A 20,630-nucleotide genomic window follows, 5' to 3' on the forward strand; every position below is an offset into this window, starting at 1 on the left:
CTTATAACTCCTCAATTGTAAAGTTATCATTTGTATATATACATATTTCACTTGCTATTTTAATTGCTTCAAGTGCTATCTCTTTTGCACTTAAATCTGTATGCCTTAAAAGCGCCTTTCCTGCTGCAATAGCATATGGGGAACCTGAACCAATTGAAGCAATATCATCTTCTGGCTGAATCACTTCACCTGTTCCTGAAACTATAAAAGTGTATTTTTTATCTGCTACAAGAAGCATTGCCTCCAATCTTCTTAAGACTCTATCAGTTCTCCAATCTTTTGCAAGTTCTACAGCTGCTTTTAATAAATTTCCTCCCCATTCTCTGTATTTTGCCTCAAATCTATCAAAAAGGGCCATTGCATCCGCAACAGAACCGGCAAACCCTGCAAGAACATTACCATCCCCCATCTTTCTAACTTTTTTAGCATTTCCTTTTAAAATAGTATTACCATATGTAACTTGTCCATCTGAAATCATAACAACGGAGTCATTTCTTCTAACACACACCACAGTAGTCGAACGCCATTTCACAATTCCACCTCCACACTTGCCTTTTTTAACCTATTCATGACTGATAGTAATATTCCTTTTTCTTCAAAAGCCTCTATAAAAGCAACCTTGAAATTAGACCTATCAAATTCTCTCAACACTTTGAACAAATTTTGGGCAATTGAATAAGGTTCTGATAATTTTCCAAGGATCATTATACGATCATCAGGATAAAATTTTTTATGTTCTTCAGGACATATAAACACACCATTTTCACTTATTGCTTTCTTTATAACTTTCTCTCTTTGAACTTCATTGAACCTATACACTGGTTTTTCTGGTGCATAATGCCTATATTTCATACCAGGAGCTTTGGGATTTTCAACAGAACTTGCATCAATTACAAACTGTGGAATTTCAACTTTTCCAAAAATCGATTCAAGTTGCTCTATTGTTATAGGTCCAGGTCTTAATATAATAGGAATTTCAGATGTTAGATCAATAATTGTAGACTCAAGCCCAAATTCTGAACTTCCAGCATCAATAATAAAATCAATTTTCCCGAAAAGATCTTCAATAACCGCTTGAGAATCAGTAGGACTTGGTTTTCCTGATAAATTTGCACTTGGAGCAGCTATAAGACCCGCACATTTACACAATTTTCTTGCAACAGGATGTGCAGGAATTCGAACTCCAACAGTTTTGAGCCCAGCCGTAACATTTTTTGGCAGGTTTACCTTCTGTTTCAATACAAATGTAACAGGCCCTGGAGTTAACTTATTTATCGCCTCAAAATATTTTTCATCTACCTCTGCAATCTCTAAAAGTTTTTCAAAACTATCTACATGAACTATTAACGGGTTATCCTTTGCCCTACCTTTAACTTTAAAAATGTTGTCAACTGCATTTTCTTTAAACGCACTTGCACCTAGACCATAAACCGTTTCTGTAGGAAACGCAACAAGTCCACCACTTTTTATAACATTACATGCTTCTATTAAATCCTTTTCATCAAAATCTAATGGATCAATTTTCAATATCTTTGTTTTCACCGTATCTCCTCCAAAGATAATCAAAAACTTTCAAATAGTTGCTTAAAAACTGTTTTGAAATATATGCCATTTCAAAATTTTTTGTTAGGCCATTTACTGTAATATTAACCGACCCTAAAAAAACTGAATTATCCACTATCACAAATTTATGATGCAACATTCTATCTCTTACAATAACAATATTTCTAATAGGATATTTCTTTAAAATTGAGTTATCAAACCATTTGTCAGTAATTATTTTCACTTCAACTCCACGTGATTCTTTATATTTTAAAAGTGCAAAAATTTTCTGATTGGTAAATGCATACACACAAACATAGATTCTTTTTTTAGCGCTTTGAATGAACTCTAAAAGCTTTGATTCTACATCATCATAGCCTACAACAAAAAAATTTTTACATCCAGATACTTTACCTTCATTCCATAAATTTAAAAATAAATCTTTAAAATCTTCTACCTTATCTTTCTCAAATACAACTATGTCATTGTATCCTTCAAAAAGTCCACTATCTGTAAAATTTGCTGAGCCAAAAATCACGCCATTGTCATTCACAATGAATTTTGCGTGATGAAGAGATTTTTCATAATCTTTTAAAACCTTACATTTTAAATCCTTATTTGAAACTTCTAATATAACCCTAACATCCAATCCTTTTTCACTTAATCTATTTATCGCTTCAACAACATAATAATTATCCAAACTGTACGAAGATACATAAAGAAAATTGTTAGAATTATTTATAAAATCAACTACAACATCAGTTAAATCAACAAATTCAGTGAAATAAACATTAGCTGAAAATGCTACTAAAGAAAGGAAAATAATTAAAATACTACTTATTTTCATCTTCTCCAACCTTTAATAATGCTAAAAATGCTTCTTGAGGTATAGAAACATTTCCAATCTCACGCAATTTCTTCTTTCCTTCTTTTTGTTTCTGGAGCAGTTTCATCTTTCTTGTAACATCTCCACCATAACATTTTGCAAGAACATCCTTTCTTAAAGCTTTAATTGTAGAACGTGCTATGATTCTACCTCCAGCTTTTGCCTGAATTGGAATTTCAAATTGATGTTGTGGAATTAGCTCTGCCAATTTATCAACTAACTTTCTTGCCATTGAATACGCCTTATCTTTGTGAGCAATTATAGAAAGAGCCTCAACTGGTTCTTTATTTACTAATATACTAACCTTAACTAGATCACTTTTCCTATATCCTATAAATTCATAATCCATAGATGCATATCCTCTACTCAACGCTTTCATTTTATCAAAGAAATCAAATATTATTTCAGCAAGAGGTACTTCAAAATTCAAAACAACTCTTTCAAAACCAGCATTTTCAGTACTTATCATTGTTCCACGCTTTTCATTTTGAACAAGATTCATCAATTTTCCAAGATATTCAGGCGGCGTTATAATCGAAAGTTTTACGTAAGGTTCATATACTTCTTGTATAGTTGATTCATCTGGAAACTTTGCAGGATCATTTACTATCAATTCCTCGCCATTCTTCAATAAAACTTTATACTCAACATTTGGAGCCGTTAATATTACGGTCATTTCAAATTCTCTCTCAAGTCTTTCTCTCACAACATCCATATGCAACAAACCTAAAAAACCACACCTAAAACCAAATCCAAGTGCTGGTGAATGATCTGGGTAAAAGACAAGAGCCGAATCATTTAATTTTAACTTTTCTAAAGCTTTTCTAAGTTCTTCGTAATATTCTGGAACTCCAGGAAACATCCCAGCAAAAACCATCGGTTTTACCTCTTTATAACCCTCAAGTGGTTCTTCAACTGGATCGTTTGCATTGGTAATTGTATCACCAATTCTTGCAAGTGAAACTTCCTTTATACCTGCAATTATATACCCTATATCCCCTGCCTTTAGTTCATCTACAGGGGTCATATCAGGAGTAAATACACCAGTCTCGATAACTTCATAACTTTGACCGTTTGAAAATGTCATTATTTTATCTCCAACTGAAACTTTGCCATCAAATACTCTAATATAAACTATTACTCCCCTGTATTTATCATACTTTGCATCAAATATTAATGCTTTCAATTTTCCATTCTCATCACCACTTGGTGCGGGAACCTTTTCAATAATATCTTCTAGTAGCTCTTCAACACCTATTCCTTCTTTTGCACTAATTTTCAAAATTTCAGAACTTGGTATACCAATTAAATCCTCAATTTCAAGTTCTGTTTCAGCAACGTTGGCATTTGGAAGATCTATTTTGTTAATGGCTGGAATTATCTCCAAGTTGTGTTCCAACGCTTTGTAGGTATTAGCAACAGTCTGAGCTTGAACGCCTTGGGATGCATCAACCAGAAGTATTGCACCTTCAACTGCCGCAAGACTTCTATCAACTTCATACGAAAAATCTACGTGGCCAGGGGTATCAACTATATTTATTTCATACTCTTTTCCATCTTTCTGGGATTTGTAAAAAACTCTTAAGGGATGAGACTTTATAGTGATCCCTCTTTCTCTTTCAATATCCATACTATCTAAAAATTGTTCTCTCATTTTTCTCTTCTCAATAGCACCTGTTATTTCTAAAATTCTATCCGTTAATGTTGTTTTTCCATGATCTATATGCGCAATAATACTTATATTTCTTACATTTCTCAAGATTTTCCCTCCTTTAATTGAAACACCAGTTGCTTAAAATATTCTCCTCGCTCCTCAAAATTTTTAAATGCATCAAAACTTGCACCACCTGGACTTAACATAATTACATCGCCAGGATTTGCTATTCTAAATAAATGATTCACTGCCTCATTTATGCTTGAACATTCCATAAAATTAATCCCATCCAAATATGGCTTTACATCTTTTGCAATTGGACCAACCAAAGCCACAGTTTTCACAGAATTTTTTAGCACTTTTCGTAATAAAGTATAATCTTCGTTCTTTCCAATTCCAGCCATTATAAGGTGCAGTTTTCCATCAAAATTCTCAACTGCCCTTATAACGGCAGCAGCATTAGTCGCCTTTGAGTCATTAAAAAATTTAACTCCATTTATTTCAGTAACATATTCCATTCTATGTGGTAACTTTTCAAAATCTTCTAAAAAATCTATGTTAAATTCAAATCCTGCAACTTCAACTATAGTCTTTGCAGCTGCTACATTTTCAATAGTTTGTTTATACCTTAAATGCTCTGGAAGTTCCTTTATTTCAAAATCATATTTAAATGGAACTTTCTTTGCTTTAACTTTACCAAGATTCTTAACTATATATTCATCATTAGGATTGTAAACAAAAAAATCATTCTCATCTTGGGAAAGTGCTATTTTAAATTTTGAATTTATATAGTGATTCATATCCGGGTGCCAATTTAAATGATTAGGATAAATGTTTAAAATCGAAGATATATTAGGTTTGAATTTGTCGGACCAAAATAGTTGAAAACTACTAACTTCTAAGATCAAATAATCAGCTCTTAAATCATCATTCAATAACTTTGCTATAGGAATTCCTATATTTCCAGCAAGCAATGTTCTTTTATACTTGTTTAATACATGTTGAATCATAGATACAGTTGTACTCTTTCCCACCGAACCTGTTACTGCAATAACATAAGGGAACCAATTTATTTTTTCAAATTCTTTTAAACAAAAAGAAATTTCCGTATCTATCTTTATATTATTTTCCTTTGCCTTCTTGATTATTTCATTTTCAAAATGTATTCCAGGACTAACAAGAATAACATCCGAATCTAATACTTTTTCAGTATGACCATTTTCTTCAAATTCCACACCAAAAGAATGCAAAAATTCTCTATCAATTTCACTCAATTTTTTTCCTTCACTTACAAAAACATTTTCACCTTTTTTTAAAAGATATTTTAAAATCTCCTTATTACTAATACCAAATCCAAGTAGTGTATATTTCAAAATCAATCACCTCTATCTTATTTTAGCATATTCAAAAATTTTTTCATTTCATTTATACATATTTCATGAAGTTTCTCTCTTTTTTCACTCTTTTTCATCTTAATATTTATTAAACCAAAGTTTGCATACATAGGTTTTAATTTATCAGCTTTTGTAATATAATTAATTAATGCACCCATCATGGTCTTAGAAGGTAATTTTACAGGTTCCTTTCCACTTAAAATTCTAGATATATTTAAACCAACATATATACCACAAGCTGCGGATTCTAAATATCCTTCAACACCTGTAATTTGACCTGCAAAGAATATGTTTTTATATTTTTTATGCCTTAAAAATTCGTCTAAAACTCTTGGTGTATCAATATACGTATTTCTATGCATAACACCGTATCTTAAAATCTCTGCATTTTCAAGCCCAGGAATAAGCCTAATTATTCTTTTTTGTTCAGACCATTTCAAACGCGTTTGAAATCCAACAATATTATACATATTTCCTTCTTCATCCTCTTTCCTTAATTGTATAACTGCATAAGGAATTTCTCCAGTGTGTGGATTTACTAGTCCAACTGGGCGCAGTGGTCCAAATAACAAAGATTTTTCGCCACTTTTTGCAATCTCTTCAATTGGTTGGCATCTTTCAAAAAGAAGCTTTCTGTCAAAGTCTTTCATTTCAATCATTTCGGCATTAACTAATTCGTTATAAAATCTTTCATATTCTTCTTTTGTCATAGGGCAATTAATATAATCTCCTGTTCCAACACCATATCTGTCCCCTACAAAGCATTTATTAAAATCAATACTATCTCTTGAAATTATTGGAGCAACTGCATCAAAAAAGTTTAAAAATCCACCTGTTAACTTAGAAAGCCATTGAGCAAACTTTCCATCTGTAGTAGGCCCAGTTGCAACTACCCAAATTTCATCAGTATCTAGATCTATTTTTTCAACTTCTTTTCTTACTATCTCAACATTTTCAAAACTTTCTAAAACTTTTGTAATACATTGTGAAAATTTTTCTCTATCAACAGCTAATGCTTTTCCAGCAGGGACTCTTGTTTTGTATGCACAATCCAAAACTAGAGAATCAAGAAGTTTCATCTCTTCTTTCAATATCCCCTCAGCATTTTTTAAACTTTCAGACTTTAAAGAATTGCTACATACAAGCTCCCCAAAAGTCTCCATTTTATGTACTGGTGAGAACTTCACAGGTTTTTGCTCAAAAATTCTAACTTTAAATCCTTCCTTCAATAATTTATATGCAACTTCAACACCAGCAAGTCCAGCCCCAACAATATTAACTTTCAAATTTGTCACCCTCTTTTACAAGCCCTCCATTTTTTGCATCAAGAAAGCTTATAGGCTTTTTACCTGGAAACTGAATATATTTAATTCCTACAATTCCACCCTTTGCACTAATAAATCCACCTTCATTATTTATCTTTAACACCTTTCCATATTCTTTTACATTTTCATCTCTTTCGACATAAAAGACCTGGAATAGTTTTACTAATTTTCCCTTCAAAACCGCTCTAACACCAGGGATAGGATCATATGCTCTGATTTTATTTTTCACAGTTACATAATCAGCAGAAAAATCTAATTCCAAATCTTCTTTTGAAATCTTTGGTGCATAAGTTGGTTCACCTTCTTGTGGATAAAGATTAGGAGGATAGTTATTTAAAAACTCTAACAATGCCTCTTTTCCAAGACTTAAAAGTTTTTCATACAAGCTACCAAACGTTTCAAACTCACCAACACTTATTTCTTTTTTCAATGCAATTGGTCCATCATCCATACCTTCACCAATTTTAAAAATAGTAATTCCTGTTACACCTTCACCATTTTCTAACGCCCTTTGAATTGGTGCAGCACCTCGGTATTTTGGAAGAAGTGAAGCATGTATATTATAAAAAGGAATTGCATTTAAAAATGGAGGTTTTAAAAGTTTTCCATAAGCAACTACAATTCCTAAATCTGGCTTAAATCTCTCAATAATAGAAAGTCCCTCGCTTGTAAGTTTTGTTGGCTGAAAGACGGGAATGTTATACTTTTGTGCAACCTCTTTTACAGGAGTAGGTTGAACCTTTTTACCTCTCCCCTTTGGTTTATCAGGTTGTGAAATGACAGCTACAACATCAAAATTATTTTTTATTAAAAACTCAAGATGTTCGCTTGCAAAAGAAGGGGTTCCTAAAAATAGTATTCTCATAACTTACCTCCTTCAATAAAAAAGGATGCTATTTGCATCCTTTATATTTCTCAAAAAGTTTTAAGAAATTATCGTTTGAAAGTTGTTGTGGACGCATTTTTAAATCAAATTCCGAAAAACAGTCCAAATTTTTGACAAAACCTTTCAAATTATTTAAAAGAGTTTTTCGCTTTTTTTCAAAACATTTTGATACAAAACTCCAAAATTCTTCTATATTGTACTTTTCATAAATCTTTTCCTTACGAGTAAATTTTAAAACAACACTATCAACTTGAGGTGGTGGAACAAAATTCCCCTTTGAAACATGTAATACTTTCTCAATATCTGTAAATGTTTGAACCACAACAGTTAAAAAACTTCTATCCTCACCGGGCTTTGCTAATAATCTATCTCCAACTTCTTTTTGAACCATTAAAATAGCTGTTGAAAACTTGGAAAAAAGGATTTTTTTTATTATCATTCCCGTTATTGAATATGGTATATTTGAAACAACCTTAAAATTTTCTCCAAGAAGCTTCATATCAAATTTTAAAAAATCCTGGTAATAAATTTTAAAATTTTCAAACTCATTAAACCTATCCAAAATGGGAGTTAACCTTTTGTCGATTTCAACCGCTACAACATTTGCTCCTTTTTTAATCAAAAGTTCCGTAATCGTTCCAGCCCCGGGGCCTATTTCAAGAACAGTCTCACCAGTTTGAATATCTGCACTTTCTACTATTTTCTTTGCAATTTCCATATTTGTAAGAAAATTCTGCCCCAGTGACTTTTTTAAGTTTAATTTATATTGCCTTAAATAATCAGCAATTTTCACTCTTTCAACTCCACCTTTACAAAGCCGGGATACTCAAGACTTATTATTTTCCCATTTTCATACCTGATCTTTATACTTTCATCTTGAAATTTTATTTCAAAAATTTCTCCATTTTTCTTCAAACTTGCTTGTCCAGTTGCAAATTCTGTCTTTGAAGGATTAAAAATTAACTGTGGTACAACAAGCTTAAAATAAGGTATTGGATACTCTAAAAGTCTTTCAATATGTGCCAATATAAAATTATTATCAAGTATAACAAACTTTCCACCTGAAAGTTTATAACTTGTCTTTGAACCATATCTGGTCTCATAAACAAAATTTATTTCATTTCCATCATTTTCCGCTTTTAAAACTCCAGTAAAACTTCCATCAACAGTAAAAGAAGCCACATAATTTTTAAACCATAAGCCGTCATATACAGTTGTAGCATCAACTGTATATACAACACCATAATCTATCGTAGATATGCTTCTATAGGTTTGTGGATCAACTTTAATCAACACAGAAGTCCCAAACGATGTTTCACCAATTTTTATGTTATACACACTTGAAAAAGAAAGTATAAAGATAGATAAAATCAAAAATACGCTTAGTCTTCTCATTCATTTCACACTCCTAAATAGATATAATATTACTTACACACATTGCCGTCATTGCTTTGAGGTTAGTTTCTGGATATACACTATTTCCAGTTTTAAATTTTATACTTACAGGACAATTAATAATCTTTTCTAGATTTTTTGAAATTTCAGCTCTATACTTTCCAAGTCTAAAATCGGTAATTAACACACAGTCAACGCTCTCTGGAAAAAAACCATTTTCTTTCATACTCTTTAGAACATTTTCTAGAATGAAAACACTACTTATACCTTTTGGAACATCTTTTTCTGGAAAAAGTTCACCTATATCTTTCTTCAGTGAAACGCCCACAAAGGAATCTACAATACTATGAATCAAAACATCTGCATCCGAGTGACCATCAAGCCCTATATCTGATTCTATCTCTACACCACCTAAAATTAATTTTCGATCCTTTTTAATAGGATGGGTATCCCATCCTATTCCACTTGCAATATTCATCTTCGATTTTTTATGCATTCTAAATATCTTATCATCCAACCCTTTTTCCACAACAAATCCCATTCTTTTATATTTTTCAATCAATTCTTCTGTAACATCCGTCAAAATTCTACTATAATCATGTGATATTACAAATCTATATAAAAGCTCATATTCCAAGTAAAAATCTTGTGCAGAAAGAGAAATGATATATACATCATCCACTGAAAAATTCAACAAAATTTGACCTATTATAGATGCTAATTTAACACCTGTTCCTAAAACTTTCAATCCTAAAATTTTAATCCACTTTTCATATCTATGCCTAAAAGCACTTTTAGAAGCATATAGGAGAACACCTAAAATTTTTCCTTCATCACTTTCAATTACAAGTGAATTTTCCATTAAGAAAGGAGGAATATTAAAAAGTATTGCCTTTTTAATTACTTCAAAGGCATCTTTTTTGAACAAATAATCAAAGTATTCTTTTTTTTCTTCATATATGAACCTTGCACAATCTATGTAATTGTCTTCGTTAATTTTTGTAAATTTCATTCATACACTCTCCTATAGTATCTTTAGAAAGTAAAGTATTATAATCAAAAGTCCAGAGAATATCATAGTAGTCATAAATGCCCAGAAAAGCTCAGAACCACCAGGAACATTCACATTAGCAGGTTTTACTATTTTTACTTTATGCTCTGAAACTTTTTCTGTATTTTTTTGCTTTTCCCTTAACACATTCTCATCATATAATAACTTAAATGAAGGACTTACTACAAATTTTCCGTAAATTTCATCGCCAAGGTCTATTTTACATAAATACAAATATCCTTTCTTTGTAGGAACCATTTCTTTAGCCAAAATTTTGGCAGGAAATGGTAAGACTTTATTGTCTTCGACAAAATTTTTCGGATATTTTTTTCTTAATTTTTCCTCCAATTTATTTATTTCCACAGGAACTACATATATAACATCTCCAACGTCAAACTTAGTAATTGATTCTCCTCCTATTGGATCAATAACAGGAAAAAATTCTGGCAGTTTTTCAAGATCAGATCTTTTATACAAGTCACTTATTATTACATCCTCAAAGTCTTCTTTCATATCTAGAACGTTATAAGCCGAATATTCCTCCAGCGTCAAACCATCCGCTACTACCTCCAAGTCAGGTTTTGGAGACCATTCTTCAATTAAACCGGTCAAAATAACCTTCAAAAGTTCCATGTCATTTTCCTTTACTGCAGCCGTAATTTCAATACCTACAGCAATTTTTCCTCTTTTATTAAAGATTGTATTTAAAAATGAATTAAAAGAAATCGTCAAATCTTCAACGACTGATTCTTTCATCAGTTCATTTTTCAACTTGTTATATTTCTCCTTAAAATCTAAAATATTATCATTTAAGTCTATCTCATCTAATTGCTCAGAAAATCTAAGTGGTACCATCAAAAAATCAAAATCTGGAGCATTATTAGCTTTACCAAAAAGAAAACCAACAAATTCTTCCGCAGTAGCTTTACTTCTTCCTTTTACCTTAACAAAATATAGGTCCATTCATTAAACCCCCTATATATAATCACCTGAACTCAAATTCTTATTTACAATCTTATCAATTCCAACAACACAGTTTTTACCAATTTCAACTTTACTTTCAATAATACTATCCATACCAATCACGGTTATCTCCGAATTGTAAACCTTTTTATTTAACTTACTTTCTGCAAATTCTCCAATTCCAATCTTTACAAAATCTCCAATAACTACGTTTTCAGCAATTATAGCATTTTCAATATAGCAATCTTCACCAATTCTTACATTACTCATTATAACTGAATTTTTGACAATTGAATCTTTTCCAATTTCCACACCTTGTGCAAGAACAGAATTTGAAACTGCACCGTAAATTTCACATCCTTCACTAATCAGTGAATTTTTAACTTTTGTACTATCTGCTATGTAAGCAGGTGGCATTTCTTTAGAGTGAGTATATATTCGCCAATTTTCATCATGAATGTTGAAAGGTGGTATTGGTCTCGTAAGTTCTAAGTTAGATTCCCAGTATGAATAAATTGTCCCTACATCTTTCCAATAACCATCAAAAGGAAATGCAAAAACTCTTTCTGTTTGAATAATCTTTGGAATGATGTCCTTACCAAAATCATGAGAGCTCTGATCATTTTTCGCATCTTCAATTAATACTTCTCTTATAAAACTCCACTGGAAAACATAAATTCCTAATGAAGCAAGTGTTGATTTAGGCTGTTTAGGTTTTTCTTGAAATTCTATTATTCTATTTTCAAGATCAGTAACCATTATACCAAATCTACTAGCTTCTGATAGTGGAACTTCCATACACGCAACAGTTGCAAGTGCACTTTTAGCTTTATGATAATCAAGTAGTTCATTATAATCCATTGAGTAGATATGATCTCCTGATAAAATAACAACATATTGTGGATTATAATCATCTACAAATTCTATATTTCTATAAACAGCATCTGCTGTACCATTATACCAAACACCCTTTTTTTCAGTATAATAGGGCTGTAAAATAGTTACTCCACCATCTTTTCTATCTAAGTCCCAAGGTTTACCTATTCCTATATGCTGATTCAAAAGATGTGGTTTATATTGTGTCAAAACTCCGATTTTATAAATTCCTGAATTAACACAATTACTTAATGTAAAATCAATGAGTCTATATTTCCCTCCAAATTGAACAGCAGGTTTTGCTATCTTTTCAGTTAATACTCCAAGTCTTGTACCTTGACCACCAGCTAAAATAAGCGCAACAACATTCTTCACGCTATCAACCCCTATATTATAGTCCTCTTCTCAAGTACTACTAATTCATCTTCTCCAATTATAACTTGACCTTCTCTAACATGACAATCTTTATCCAAAATAGCATTCTTTACAACAGCACCCTCTTCAATTACAGTACCTTGCATAATTATTGAATTTTCTATTTTTGCACCAGCCTTTACAACCGTACCTCTAAAGAGAACAGAATTTTTTACACTACCTGAAATAATACTTCCATCTGCAACTATAGAGTTTATAACTTCGGAATTAGATGTAAATTTTGCAGGTGGAAAATCTTTTAATTTAGTGTATACTTTACCATTTTGATAAAACAATTCTTCCCGCACATTTCTATCATTAATAATATCCATATTTATTTTGAAATATTCATCAACACCCTTTTTAATATTTCTCCAATATCCCTTAAAATCATATGCATAAACATTCAGTTCATCAAGTCGAGGTAATATAACATCTAGTAAAAGATCGTTCCCACCATTAGGCACCGTTGAATATAGTAACTCCATTAAAAGGTGTTTGTTTATAAAGTATATCCCCAAAAATGCCCTTCTACTTGGAGGATTTTCTACTTTTTCATAAAATTGAGTAATTTTCATGTTTTCGTCTACAACGACACTTCCATATTGGCTCATATCATACGTATCATCAAGCTCTTTTGTTACAAGAGTTATATCTGCACCTTTTGAAAAATGATACATATAAAGATCACTATAATTCATTTTGTAAATATGATCTCCAGAGCCTATCAATACATAATCCTCTTCTCCACGTCTTAGAACTGTCATATTTTGAAATATTGCATCTGCCGTACCTTTATACCAATATTCCCCAGAAAAACCTATATAAGGTTGCAAAATAAACAAACCACCTTTTTTCCTATCCAAATCCCATTCTTTGCCAGAACCTAGGTGATCCATTAAACTTCTAGGGTTATATTGGGTTAGAACACCGACTTTTATTATTCCAGAATTAACCATGTTACTCAAAGTAAAATCTATTGCTCTATATTTTCCAGCTATAGGTAGGGCTGCACTTGCACGTTTGTAAACTAGCTTTCCAAGATTCTCACTTTTTCCTCCTGCAAGAATTAAGCCTAATACTTTCAATATATCACCTACCTTTAACTATATCAATTCCAGAACTTGTTCCAATACTATTTGCACCTGCCTTTATCATATTTACTGCATCCTCATATGTTTTTACACCACCAGATGCCTTGACACCCATACCTTCTCCAACAACCCATCTCATTAAATTTACATCTTCAACCTTTGCTCCAGCTGTTCCAAAACCTGTAGATGTCTTAACAAATGCTGCACCTGCCTCTTTAGAAATCATACATGCTGCAACTTTTTCTTCATCAGTCAAATAACATGTTTCTATTATAACCTTAACGGGCACTTTTGCAGCTTCAACAACAGCCTTAATGTCGTCATAAATATACTCATAATTTTTTTGTTTTAGGTAGCCAATGTGAATTACCATATCAACTTCGTCAGCACCATCTGCAACTGCAATTTTTGTTTCTTCAACCTTTGCCTTTGTAGATGTTGCTCCCAATGGAAAACCTATAACTGTAACTAATTTAACATCCGTTCCATCTAATTGTTTTTTAACAAGAGGTACAAACGAAGGATTTACACATACACCTCTAAAGTTATATTCCTTTGCTTGCTGACATAACTTCAAAATATCTTCTTCAGTTGCCGTAGCCTTTAAGTTTGTATGTTCAATGTACTTATTAACATCTCTAACTTCTATGTTCTTTAATTCAAACTTGTAGCTTTCTTTAAACTCTCTAATTTTTTCCTCCACAATTTTTTTTATATCCATATTTTTCACACTCCTTTACCTATTTCTTTTTAAATATTCATTTATTTTTCTATTAATTTCTTTCTTTTTAATATCTTCTCTTTTATCATACTTTTTCTTTCCCTTTGCAACAGCGATCTCAACTTTTACTAATCCTCTTGAGTTAAAATAAATCTTTGTAGGTATTATGGTAAGCCCTTGTTCCTTAACTTTACCAATAAGCCTATGAATCTCCTTTTTGTGAAGAAGTAATCTTCTAGGTCTTTCTGGATCATGGTTATTTAAATTGCCATTTCTATATTGTGGAATATTTAAATTTAAAAGAAAAACCTCTCCATTTTTAATTCGACAAAAGCTGTCTTTAAAATTTGCTCCCGACTCTCTTAAAGATTTAACCTCTGTTCCCCTAAGTTCAATTCCTGCTTCATATGTTTCCAAAATATTGTAATCTGAATATGCTTTTTTGTTTGTAGCTATTACTTTCATATGCTTCACCTACTTGTGTATTCCTGGTACTTTTAGATAATTACCTTCTCTTTCAGGAAAATTCTTCCTTATACCTTCTACATTTTCAAAATTAACAACACCATTTTCCCTAAGAGATGCACTAGACTCTAGAGGAGTATACATTGGCTCAATACCTTTTGTATCAACATTATTCAATAATTCAAAATAATCAACTATTTTTTGCATTTCATTAATAAATTCTTGCTTATTTTCAATTTCTAGTCTTGCTAATTTTGCAATTTCTTCAATCAACTTTTCATCTATTTTCAAGTCAAACACCTCCATGTACTATTTTTTCTTAAAAAATCCTGGTAAATTCTTTATATCAAATTTTACCGCCTCTTTATTTTCTTTTAAAAGTTCTTCATATAATTCCTTTCTTAAAACCTTAATATCTTTTGGTGCTTCTATTCCTATCTTTATTTCTCCACCATCTATCTTTAAGATTTTAATTTCTATATCATTACCAATTATTATGCTCTGACCTATTTTTCTTGATAAAACAAGCACTTAAATCACCTCATTCTTGAAAAGAAAACTCCGAAAGTTTGTGTTTTATTTTATACTTTTCCGTGTCTAAAATGATCTGTTTTCCTTTTCCTTTTTCCATATTAATAACTATTGGCGCTCTTAAATTTACTGTGGTATCTTCTGGGTGCCCAGATGGTATAGTCAAAATAGCCCATACAGCAACTTTTTCCTTATCCTCTATCTCAAGCTCTTTTATATCTTCATTAGAAATCTCAATCTCATAATTTTTATCAACAATCCATGGATCAATTATTGGAAGTGAAATATTTTCATCCTCAAGAGATACAAGCCAAAGTATTGGCAAAGTATCTTTTAATGAGATCACAGAAAATTTTCTCAAGTGCTCAAAACCAGGAATCCCTTTTTCAAAAGTTATTATTTCATTTTCATTTATCTCAATTTCACCTAATCTAGTATTATATTTCAACTTTTCACCTCATTTCATACCATTCAAAGATCGTAGAATAAAATTCTTCAGACCATTCATTATCTTCAAATATTTCGTGATAAGCGCCTTCAAATCTAACTAATTTTTTATTTTCCCTCATAAGCTGTAAATTATTGAAAAATAAATAGCTACCCTGTGGTGGTGTAACCTTGTCAGCGGTACCAACAAGTATCATAGTCGGTACAGAAATAATTCCCACTTTTTCATGGGCCAATTTTACATTTTTTAATAAACTTCTTGCAAGTTTTATACTTATCTTATCATGTACAAGCTCATCACTTATATATTTCTCAACAGCTTCCTCATTCCTGGATAAATCTTTTGGATCTATTCCATTTCTTAACGTAAGCGCTGGATAAATTATGCTAAATAAATTTAAAAGTAAAAGTTGTGAAAACTTTGGTGAAAGAAATAATGCAGGAGAAGAAACTACTAAAGATTTGACTCTTTGTAAATTTTCTTGGGTGTATCTAATTGAAATTAGACCGCCTAAACTGTGGCCAAAGATATGAAACTTTTCTATGTTATTTTCACTAGTTAAATCATTTATTACAGATATAACTTCTTCAATAGATGTATGCCCCCGCTTTCCTGGACTTTTCCCATGACCAGGAAGGTCAAACCCAAGAACAGCATACCCCCTGTCAACAAAACCATCAATTAATTTTTCATACCTTCCAATATGCTCTCCAAGTCCATGAACTACAACGACCCATCCCTTTTTAGGTTCACCTTTTTTAATCGAATATATCAACCTACTCCCCCCCTGTTTACATGTCTAACATCAACTATTTTCGGTTTATATCTTTTATCCCAAATTCTAAACACTGCAAAAGCCCCACTCATAAATAAAAGACCTATCAAAAAACTAAAATAATCAGAAAATTTTAAATACGTTCCAAGTCCTACTCCAAAAATTAAAAGTATCACTGGAAGCCCGTACAAAATAAAAGCAAGCAAAGCTGGACGATATTTTAAATCTAATATAACAAAATCTCCAGGAAAATATTCAAATTTATTATCTTTTTCCACTTTTAATTGCTCTACAGACTTTACATTACAACTACCTGATATTGCACATGAGCCACAAGCACTTGTGTCACGTTCAAGATAAATATATTTTTCATCCACTTTTGCTATAGTAAATAATTCTTTCATATTATCACCTTATTCAATCAAAATTAAAAATGGATAGTGCGCCTGCCCACCTTCATATGTTTCAAGTTCTAAATCTGGATATATATTTGAAATAAAGCTTTCAAAAATATCAATTTCTACAGCTGTTGCATCCTTTCCAATTATTGCTGTCACAATTTCCCTATCTTCAATATCTTCAATTTTTTCAAACGTCTTTTCAAGTGCAATTCTAAAATCCATATCATGTACTGAAAAATCATTATTTAAAAAGATAAGATACTCATCTTTCTTTATCTTCTCACCTTTCAATTTTGCATTTCTAACCGCTCTAGTAATAGATATAGTTACAACTTCTAAAATTGCTTCTTTAAAAACTTCAAACAATTTTTCTGGTTCTTCATCAGGAATATTCCTAATCAATGCTGCAATACACTCTTGGACATTCTTACTCTCAACAACGTATACAGCTTTATCTTTAACAGTTTCTGCAACCTGTTTTGCAGCAAGTATAATATTTGAATTGTTTGGAAAAACAAACACATTTTCGGCGTTAACACTTTCAACTGCCGCTTTCAAATCGGCAGTACTTGGATTCATTGTTTGACCGCCAAAAACTATCTGGTCAACTCCTAAATCTTTTAAAATTCTTGAAATCCCTTCACCAGGAGACACAGCTACTATTCCTATTTTCTTTTTCTCTTGCTCTACTTCTTTTGAAACAAAATGCTCATGTTGCATTTTCATATTATCTATTTTAACTTTCATCAATTCTCCAACTGTTAAGAACTTTTCTATTACACTTCCAGGGTTATTGGTATGCACATGTAACTTGATTACACTATCTTGAACGAAAAATACTACTGAATCTCCAATTTCATACAAAAAGTTTCTTAACTCCTCTTCCTTATCAGCTTCTAAAGTCTCATAAGCCTTTATTATCAATTCGGTACAGTATTGAAATTTCAAATCTTCAGGAATTATATTAATTTCTTCTACTGGCATTGTTGTAGTTTTTATATTCAAATCTATTTCTTTTTCGCCTTGTATATATTTATAAAACCCTTCAGCAATATAATATAATCCCTTTGCACCAGCATCAACAACACCTGCTTCCTTTAATTTTTTCAACATACTAGGTGTATCTTTAACTGCCTTATCTAAAACTTCAAGCACTTTTTCGAAAAATTCTTTAAAATCACTGCTGTCAATTAAATAATCAACATTCTCAGCCAAATACCTTATAGCAGTCAATATAGTACCCTCTACTGGCTTCATAACTGCACCATATGCAACTTCTTTTGCACTTTTAAATGCGTATGCAAAATCTTCTATCGTTATTTCAGTCTTTCCTTTCAAGTAATCTGTAAATCCTCTAAAAATTTGCGACAAGATTACTCCAGAATTTCCTCGCGCACCCATCAATGTTCCATTTCTTATAGCTTCTATTATCTTATCTGCTCTTTCATCTTCCACACTCTCAAGATATTTACAACCTTCCAAAAGTGTTGATGACATATTTGACCCGGTGTCACCATCTGGAACCGGAAAAACATTTAGTGCATTTATCTCGTCTTTATGTTTTAAAAGATTTTCTGCACCTTTCATAAATAAATATTTCAGCTCTTTGGCTGTTATTTTATCCAACGTATAACCCTCCTTACTATTTCACGTCTATAACATGGACATTTACTTCAACACTTTCACAGCCAGCTAAATTTTGAAGTTTATGTTTCACATTTTCTATAATATTCCTTCCAACCTCTGAAATTTTTGTACCATATTCCAATTCTACATAAGCATCAACTTTAACGTGTCCAAATTCATCTTCTTGAATCTTAACTCTACTTTCTTCACTACTCAGTAGTTTTGAAAACCAGCTATCAGAAGAAATACTTACGGGACCGTAAGTTTCTAAAATTGCAAAATATACTAATTTTCTGATTGCATTTAACGTAATATCAAGTTCACCAAGTTCTGTTTGAATCTTCATAATTCTTCCTCCTTTCAACAATACCTTTTATCTGATTTTCAATCCCCTCTTCATCAAGCTTTAGCAGTTTTAAAAGTTCTTTTCTACTTCCATGTGGTACAAATCTATCTTCAATTCCTAATATTCTAATCTTTCCATACCTGCTCAGAGATTCTCCAAAACCACCATTTATAACTCCTTCTTCGATGGAAAAAACTTCCTCGTGATTTTCAAAAACCCAAATTAAAGTTTCTGCATCAATTGGTTTTACCGACCTTGCATACACTAAGGTCCATCCATTCCTCTTTGCAACGGAAAGTGCTGATTTTGTTAGATATCCAGTTGCAATAATAGCAATATCTTTTCCTTCATTTAAAATTTGCCATTTATCTAGATCAACCAATCTTATTTTATCATATAATTCTTCAAATTTCCCAAATTCATAATCACGTGGGTATCTTATTGCAACCGGCCCATCTATATTAAACTTAAAAATAGTATGCATTATATTAAGCAAATCTTGAATATCCATCGGTGCATAAATTTTCATATTTGGAATCATTTTCAAATATGCAATATCGAAAACTCCATGATGGGTTGGTCCATCTTCGCCCACCACACCAGCTCTGTCAATTGCAAAAATTACTGGGAGATTCTGAAGCGCTATATCATGAATTATTTGATCAAATCCTCTTTGCAAAAAGGTAGAATATACAGCAAAAACAGGTTTAAAACCCAAAGTTGACATTCCTCCAGCAAATGTGACACACATTTGCTCAGTTATTCCAAGATCAAAAAATCTTTCTGGAAATCTTTTTGCAAATTCAGTTAAACCTGTTCCACTCTTCATGGCAGCGGTAATTGCCACAACCTTTTCATCTTTTTCTGCAATTTTAGTTAACATTTTACCAAATGCTTCACTATACGAAATTATTCCCTTATTTTTTATGAAAACTCCCGATGAAACATCAAATTTACCTGCACTGTGAAAACTTTCAGGATCAACTTCTGAATTTTCAAATCCTTTACCTTTAACAGTATTAACAGTTAGTATTGTAGGATAATCATAATCTTTAATTCTTTTTAATTCTTCTTCAAGTTCTTTCAAATTATGCCCATCAACAGGTCCAAAATGTTTCAACCCAAGCCCCTCAAAGAAATCTTCTCCGCTTATTGAAACCTTTATAGCATCTCTTATCCGTTTCAACTCATTCTTTAATTCAAAACTCATAGATTTTTTTAGAGTTTTCTTGGTTTCTAAATACACTTTACTTGATCTAAGCTTGTCAAAAAGGTGAGATAGCGCACCTACATTTTTTGATATCGACATAGAATTATTATTAACAATTATTTTTATCTTCGAATTTAAAGTCTTAATTTGATTTAATGCCTCAAGTGATTGACCAGAGGTTAGAGCACCATCACCAATAACTACTACTACATTTGCACTGCTATTATTTAATCGCAATGCCTGCTCAATTCCTAATGCAGCAGATATAGCCGTTCCGACATGTCCTGCACCAAATCTATCAACATGAGATTCAAAAATGTTTGTATATCCACTCAAACCATTAAATCTTCGAATAGTTGAAAACAAATTCCATCTTCCCGTTAACAACTTGTGAGTGTAAGTTTGATGCCCTGTATCCCAAATAATGAAATCTTCATAGGGATTGTAAACCCTATAAAGTGCAAGAGTTAGCTCAACCACACCTAAATTTGATGCAAGATGGCCACCATTTTTTGATATAACATCTATAATATATTCTCTTATCTGCTTTGCAAAATTACCTAACTTATCGTAATCCATTCTTCTTATATAAGAAATATAATCCACTTAACCACCTCTTTAATTTTA

General features: G+C 31.6%; 23 protein-coding genes. All 23 read right to left on the bottom strand.

Annotation, left to right across the window (positions count from 1 at the left end):
* Position 1: 1 nt before the first annotated feature.
* From hslV to dxs, 23 genes are read right to left on the bottom strand one after another with little or no spacing between them, the layout of a single operon-like run.
* Positions 2 to 532, bottom strand: a complete 531-nt coding sequence (gene hslV / locus EO083_RS05235; protein WP_004104244.1) for an ATP-dependent protease subunit HslV — start codon at positions 530 to 532, stop codon at positions 2 to 4.
* Positions 529 to 1,542 carry an L-threonylcarbamoyladenylate synthase gene (locus EO083_RS05240; protein ID WP_126993124.1) on the bottom strand — a complete coding sequence of 338 codons (1,014 nt, stop codon included), beginning with the start codon at positions 1,540 to 1,542 and terminating at the stop codon, positions 529 to 531. Before EO083_RS05240 ends, hslV begins: the two co-directional genes overlap by 4 nt.
* Positions 1,517 to 2,389 carry a phospholipase D-like domain-containing protein gene (locus EO083_RS05245; protein ID WP_126993125.1) on the bottom strand — a complete coding sequence of 291 codons (873 nt, stop codon included), beginning with the start codon at positions 2,387 to 2,389 and terminating at the stop codon, positions 1,517 to 1,519. Before EO083_RS05245 ends, EO083_RS05240 begins: the two co-directional genes overlap by 26 nt.
* Entirely contained in the window at positions 2,376 to 4,187 is a 1,812-nt protein-coding gene (gene lepA / locus EO083_RS05250) for a translation elongation factor 4 (protein ID WP_126993126.1), read from the bottom strand. Before lepA ends, EO083_RS05245 begins: the two co-directional genes overlap by 14 nt.
* Complete coding sequence (gene murD / locus EO083_RS05255; RefSeq protein WP_126993127.1) at positions 4,184 to 5,455, bottom strand: UDP-N-acetylmuramoyl-L-alanine--D-glutamate ligase; 1,272 nt, start codon at positions 5,453 to 5,455, stop codon at positions 4,184 to 4,186. Before murD ends, lepA begins: the two co-directional genes overlap by 4 nt.
* A 17-nt stretch (positions 5,456 to 5,472) precedes the next feature.
* On the bottom strand, positions 5,473 to 6,762 hold the full coding sequence (gene trmFO, locus EO083_RS05260; RefSeq protein WP_126993128.1) for a methylenetetrahydrofolate--tRNA-(uracil(54)-C(5))-methyltransferase (FADH(2)-oxidizing) TrmFO: 1,290 nt from the start codon (positions 6,760 to 6,762) through the stop codon (positions 5,473 to 5,475).
* Complete coding sequence (gene fmt, locus EO083_RS05265) at positions 6,752 to 7,666, bottom strand: methionyl-tRNA formyltransferase (RefSeq protein WP_126993129.1); 915 nt, start codon at positions 7,664 to 7,666, stop codon at positions 6,752 to 6,754. The genes trmFO and fmt overlap by 11 nt, the downstream gene beginning before the upstream one ends.
* Before the next feature lie 28 nt (positions 7,667 to 7,694).
* Positions 7,695 to 8,480 carry a 16S rRNA (adenine(1518)-N(6)/adenine(1519)-N(6))-dimethyltransferase RsmA gene (gene rsmA, locus EO083_RS05270; RefSeq protein ID WP_126993130.1) on the bottom strand — a complete coding sequence of 262 codons (786 nt, stop codon included), beginning with the start codon at positions 8,478 to 8,480 and terminating at the stop codon, positions 7,695 to 7,697.
* On the bottom strand, positions 8,477 to 9,082 hold the full coding sequence (locus EO083_RS05275; protein ID WP_126993131.1) for a hypothetical protein: 606 nt from the start codon (positions 9,080 to 9,082) through the stop codon (positions 8,477 to 8,479). Before EO083_RS05275 ends, rsmA begins: the two co-directional genes overlap by 4 nt.
* A gap of 13 nt (positions 9,083 to 9,095) precedes the next feature.
* Entirely contained in the window at positions 9,096 to 10,094 is a 999-nt protein-coding gene (locus EO083_RS05280) for a 2-C-methyl-D-erythritol 2,4-cyclodiphosphate synthase (RefSeq protein WP_126993132.1), read from the bottom strand.
* A 12-nt stretch (positions 10,095 to 10,106) separates the two neighbouring features.
* Positions 10,107 to 11,096: a DUF4899 domain-containing protein gene (locus tag EO083_RS05285; protein WP_126993133.1), complete on the bottom strand. Its 990-nt coding sequence runs from the start codon at positions 11,094 to 11,096 to the stop codon at positions 10,107 to 10,109.
* A gap of 12 nt (positions 11,097 to 11,108) precedes the next feature.
* Positions 11,109 to 12,347, bottom strand: coding sequence for a glucose-1-phosphate adenylyltransferase (locus EO083_RS05290; RefSeq protein WP_126993134.1), 1,239 nt, complete (start codon positions 12,345 to 12,347; stop codon positions 11,109 to 11,111).
* A gap of 11 nt (positions 12,348 to 12,358) precedes the next feature.
* Positions 12,359 to 13,474, bottom strand: a complete 1,116-nt coding sequence (glgD, locus tag EO083_RS05295) for a glucose-1-phosphate adenylyltransferase subunit GlgD (RefSeq protein ID WP_126993135.1) — start codon at positions 13,472 to 13,474, stop codon at positions 12,359 to 12,361.
* Positions 13,475 to 13,478: 4 nt separating this feature from the next.
* The gene (gene deoC, locus EO083_RS05300; RefSeq protein ID WP_126993136.1) at positions 13,479 to 14,201 is read right to left on the bottom strand and encodes a deoxyribose-phosphate aldolase; all 723 of its coding nucleotides are present in this window, start codon (positions 14,199 to 14,201) and stop codon (positions 13,479 to 13,481) included.
* A gap of 15 nt (positions 14,202 to 14,216) precedes the next feature.
* Positions 14,217 to 14,666 carry an SsrA-binding protein SmpB gene (smpB, locus tag EO083_RS05305; protein ID WP_126993137.1) on the bottom strand — a complete coding sequence of 150 codons (450 nt, stop codon included), beginning with the start codon at positions 14,664 to 14,666 and terminating at the stop codon, positions 14,217 to 14,219.
* Positions 14,667 to 14,675: 9 nt separating this feature from the next.
* On the bottom strand, positions 14,676 to 14,957 hold the full coding sequence (gene gatC, locus EO083_RS05310) for an Asp-tRNA(Asn)/Glu-tRNA(Gln) amidotransferase subunit GatC (protein ID WP_126993138.1): 282 nt from the start codon (positions 14,955 to 14,957) through the stop codon (positions 14,676 to 14,678).
* Positions 14,958 to 14,975: 18 nt separating this feature from the next.
* Positions 14,976 to 15,197 (bottom strand): carbon storage regulator CsrA, encoded by a 222-nt coding sequence (csrA, locus tag EO083_RS05315; protein WP_126993139.1) that lies wholly within the window; start codon positions 15,195 to 15,197, stop codon positions 14,976 to 14,978.
* Between the two features lie 10 nt (positions 15,198 to 15,207).
* Positions 15,208 to 15,645: a flagellar assembly protein FliW gene (fliW, locus tag EO083_RS05320; protein ID WP_126993140.1), complete on the bottom strand. Its 438-nt coding sequence runs from the start codon at positions 15,643 to 15,645 to the stop codon at positions 15,208 to 15,210.
* Positions 15,646 to 15,649: 4 nt separating this feature from the next.
* Positions 15,650 to 16,420, bottom strand: coding sequence for an alpha/beta hydrolase (locus EO083_RS05325; RefSeq protein ID WP_126993141.1), 771 nt, complete (start codon positions 16,418 to 16,420; stop codon positions 15,650 to 15,652).
* On the bottom strand, positions 16,417 to 16,824 hold the full coding sequence (locus tag EO083_RS05330; RefSeq protein ID WP_126993142.1) for a SoxR reducing system RseC family protein: 408 nt from the start codon (positions 16,822 to 16,824) through the stop codon (positions 16,417 to 16,419). Before EO083_RS05330 ends, EO083_RS05325 begins: the two co-directional genes overlap by 4 nt.
* Positions 16,825 to 16,833: 9 nt before the next feature.
* The gene (gene fakA, locus EO083_RS05335; RefSeq protein ID WP_126993143.1) at positions 16,834 to 18,447 is read right to left on the bottom strand and encodes a DAK2 domain-containing protein; all 1,614 of its coding nucleotides are present in this window, start codon (positions 18,445 to 18,447) and stop codon (positions 16,834 to 16,836) included.
* A gap of 16 nt (positions 18,448 to 18,463) precedes the next feature.
* Positions 18,464 to 18,793, bottom strand: coding sequence for an Asp23/Gls24 family envelope stress response protein (locus EO083_RS05340; protein WP_004104284.1), 330 nt, complete (start codon positions 18,791 to 18,793; stop codon positions 18,464 to 18,466).
* Positions 18,768 to 20,609 (bottom strand): 1-deoxy-D-xylulose-5-phosphate synthase, encoded by a 1,842-nt coding sequence (dxs, locus tag EO083_RS05345; RefSeq protein ID WP_126993144.1) that lies wholly within the window; start codon positions 20,607 to 20,609, stop codon positions 18,768 to 18,770. Before dxs ends, EO083_RS05340 begins: the two co-directional genes overlap by 26 nt.
* Between the last annotated feature and the right edge of the window lie 21 nt (positions 20,610 to 20,630).

Origin of the sequence: Thermosipho globiformans (genome assembly GCF_003990895.1) — a bacterium.
Taxonomy (GTDB): Bacteria; Thermotogota; Thermotogae; order Thermotogales; family Fervidobacteriaceae; genus Thermosipho; species Thermosipho japonicus.

Coding starts and splice junctions, on each gene's coding strand:
- EO083_RS05245 (WP_126993125.1), bottom strand. CDS start 2,389: ATGAAAATAAGTAGTATTTTAATTATTTTCCTTTCTTTAGTAGCATTT.
- fmt (WP_126993129.1), bottom strand. CDS start 7,666: ATGAGAATACTATTTTTAGGAACCCCTTCTTTTGCAAGCGAACATCTT.
- EO083_RS05275 (WP_126993131.1), bottom strand. CDS start 9,082: ATGAGAAGACTAAGCGTATTTTTGATTTTATCTATCTTTATACTTTCT.
- EO083_RS05280 (WP_126993132.1), bottom strand. CDS start 10,094: ATGAAATTTACAAAAATTAACGAAGACAATTACATAGATTGTGCAAGG.
- EO083_RS05285 (WP_126993133.1), bottom strand. CDS start 11,096: ATGGACCTATATTTTGTTAAGGTAAAAGGAAGAAGTAAAGCTACTGCG.
- deoC (WP_126993136.1), bottom strand. CDS start 14,201: ATGGATATAAAAAAAATTGTGGAGGAAAAAATTAGAGAGTTTAAAGAA.
- smpB (WP_126993137.1), bottom strand. CDS start 14,666: ATGAAAGTAATAGCTACAAACAAAAAAGCATATTCAGATTACAATATT.
- EO083_RS05330 (WP_126993142.1), bottom strand. CDS start 16,824: ATGAAAGAATTATTTACTATAGCAAAAGTGGATGAAAAATATATTTAT.
- EO083_RS05340 (WP_004104284.1), bottom strand. CDS start 18,793: ATGAAGATTCAAACAGAACTTGGTGAACTTGATATTACGTTAAATGCA.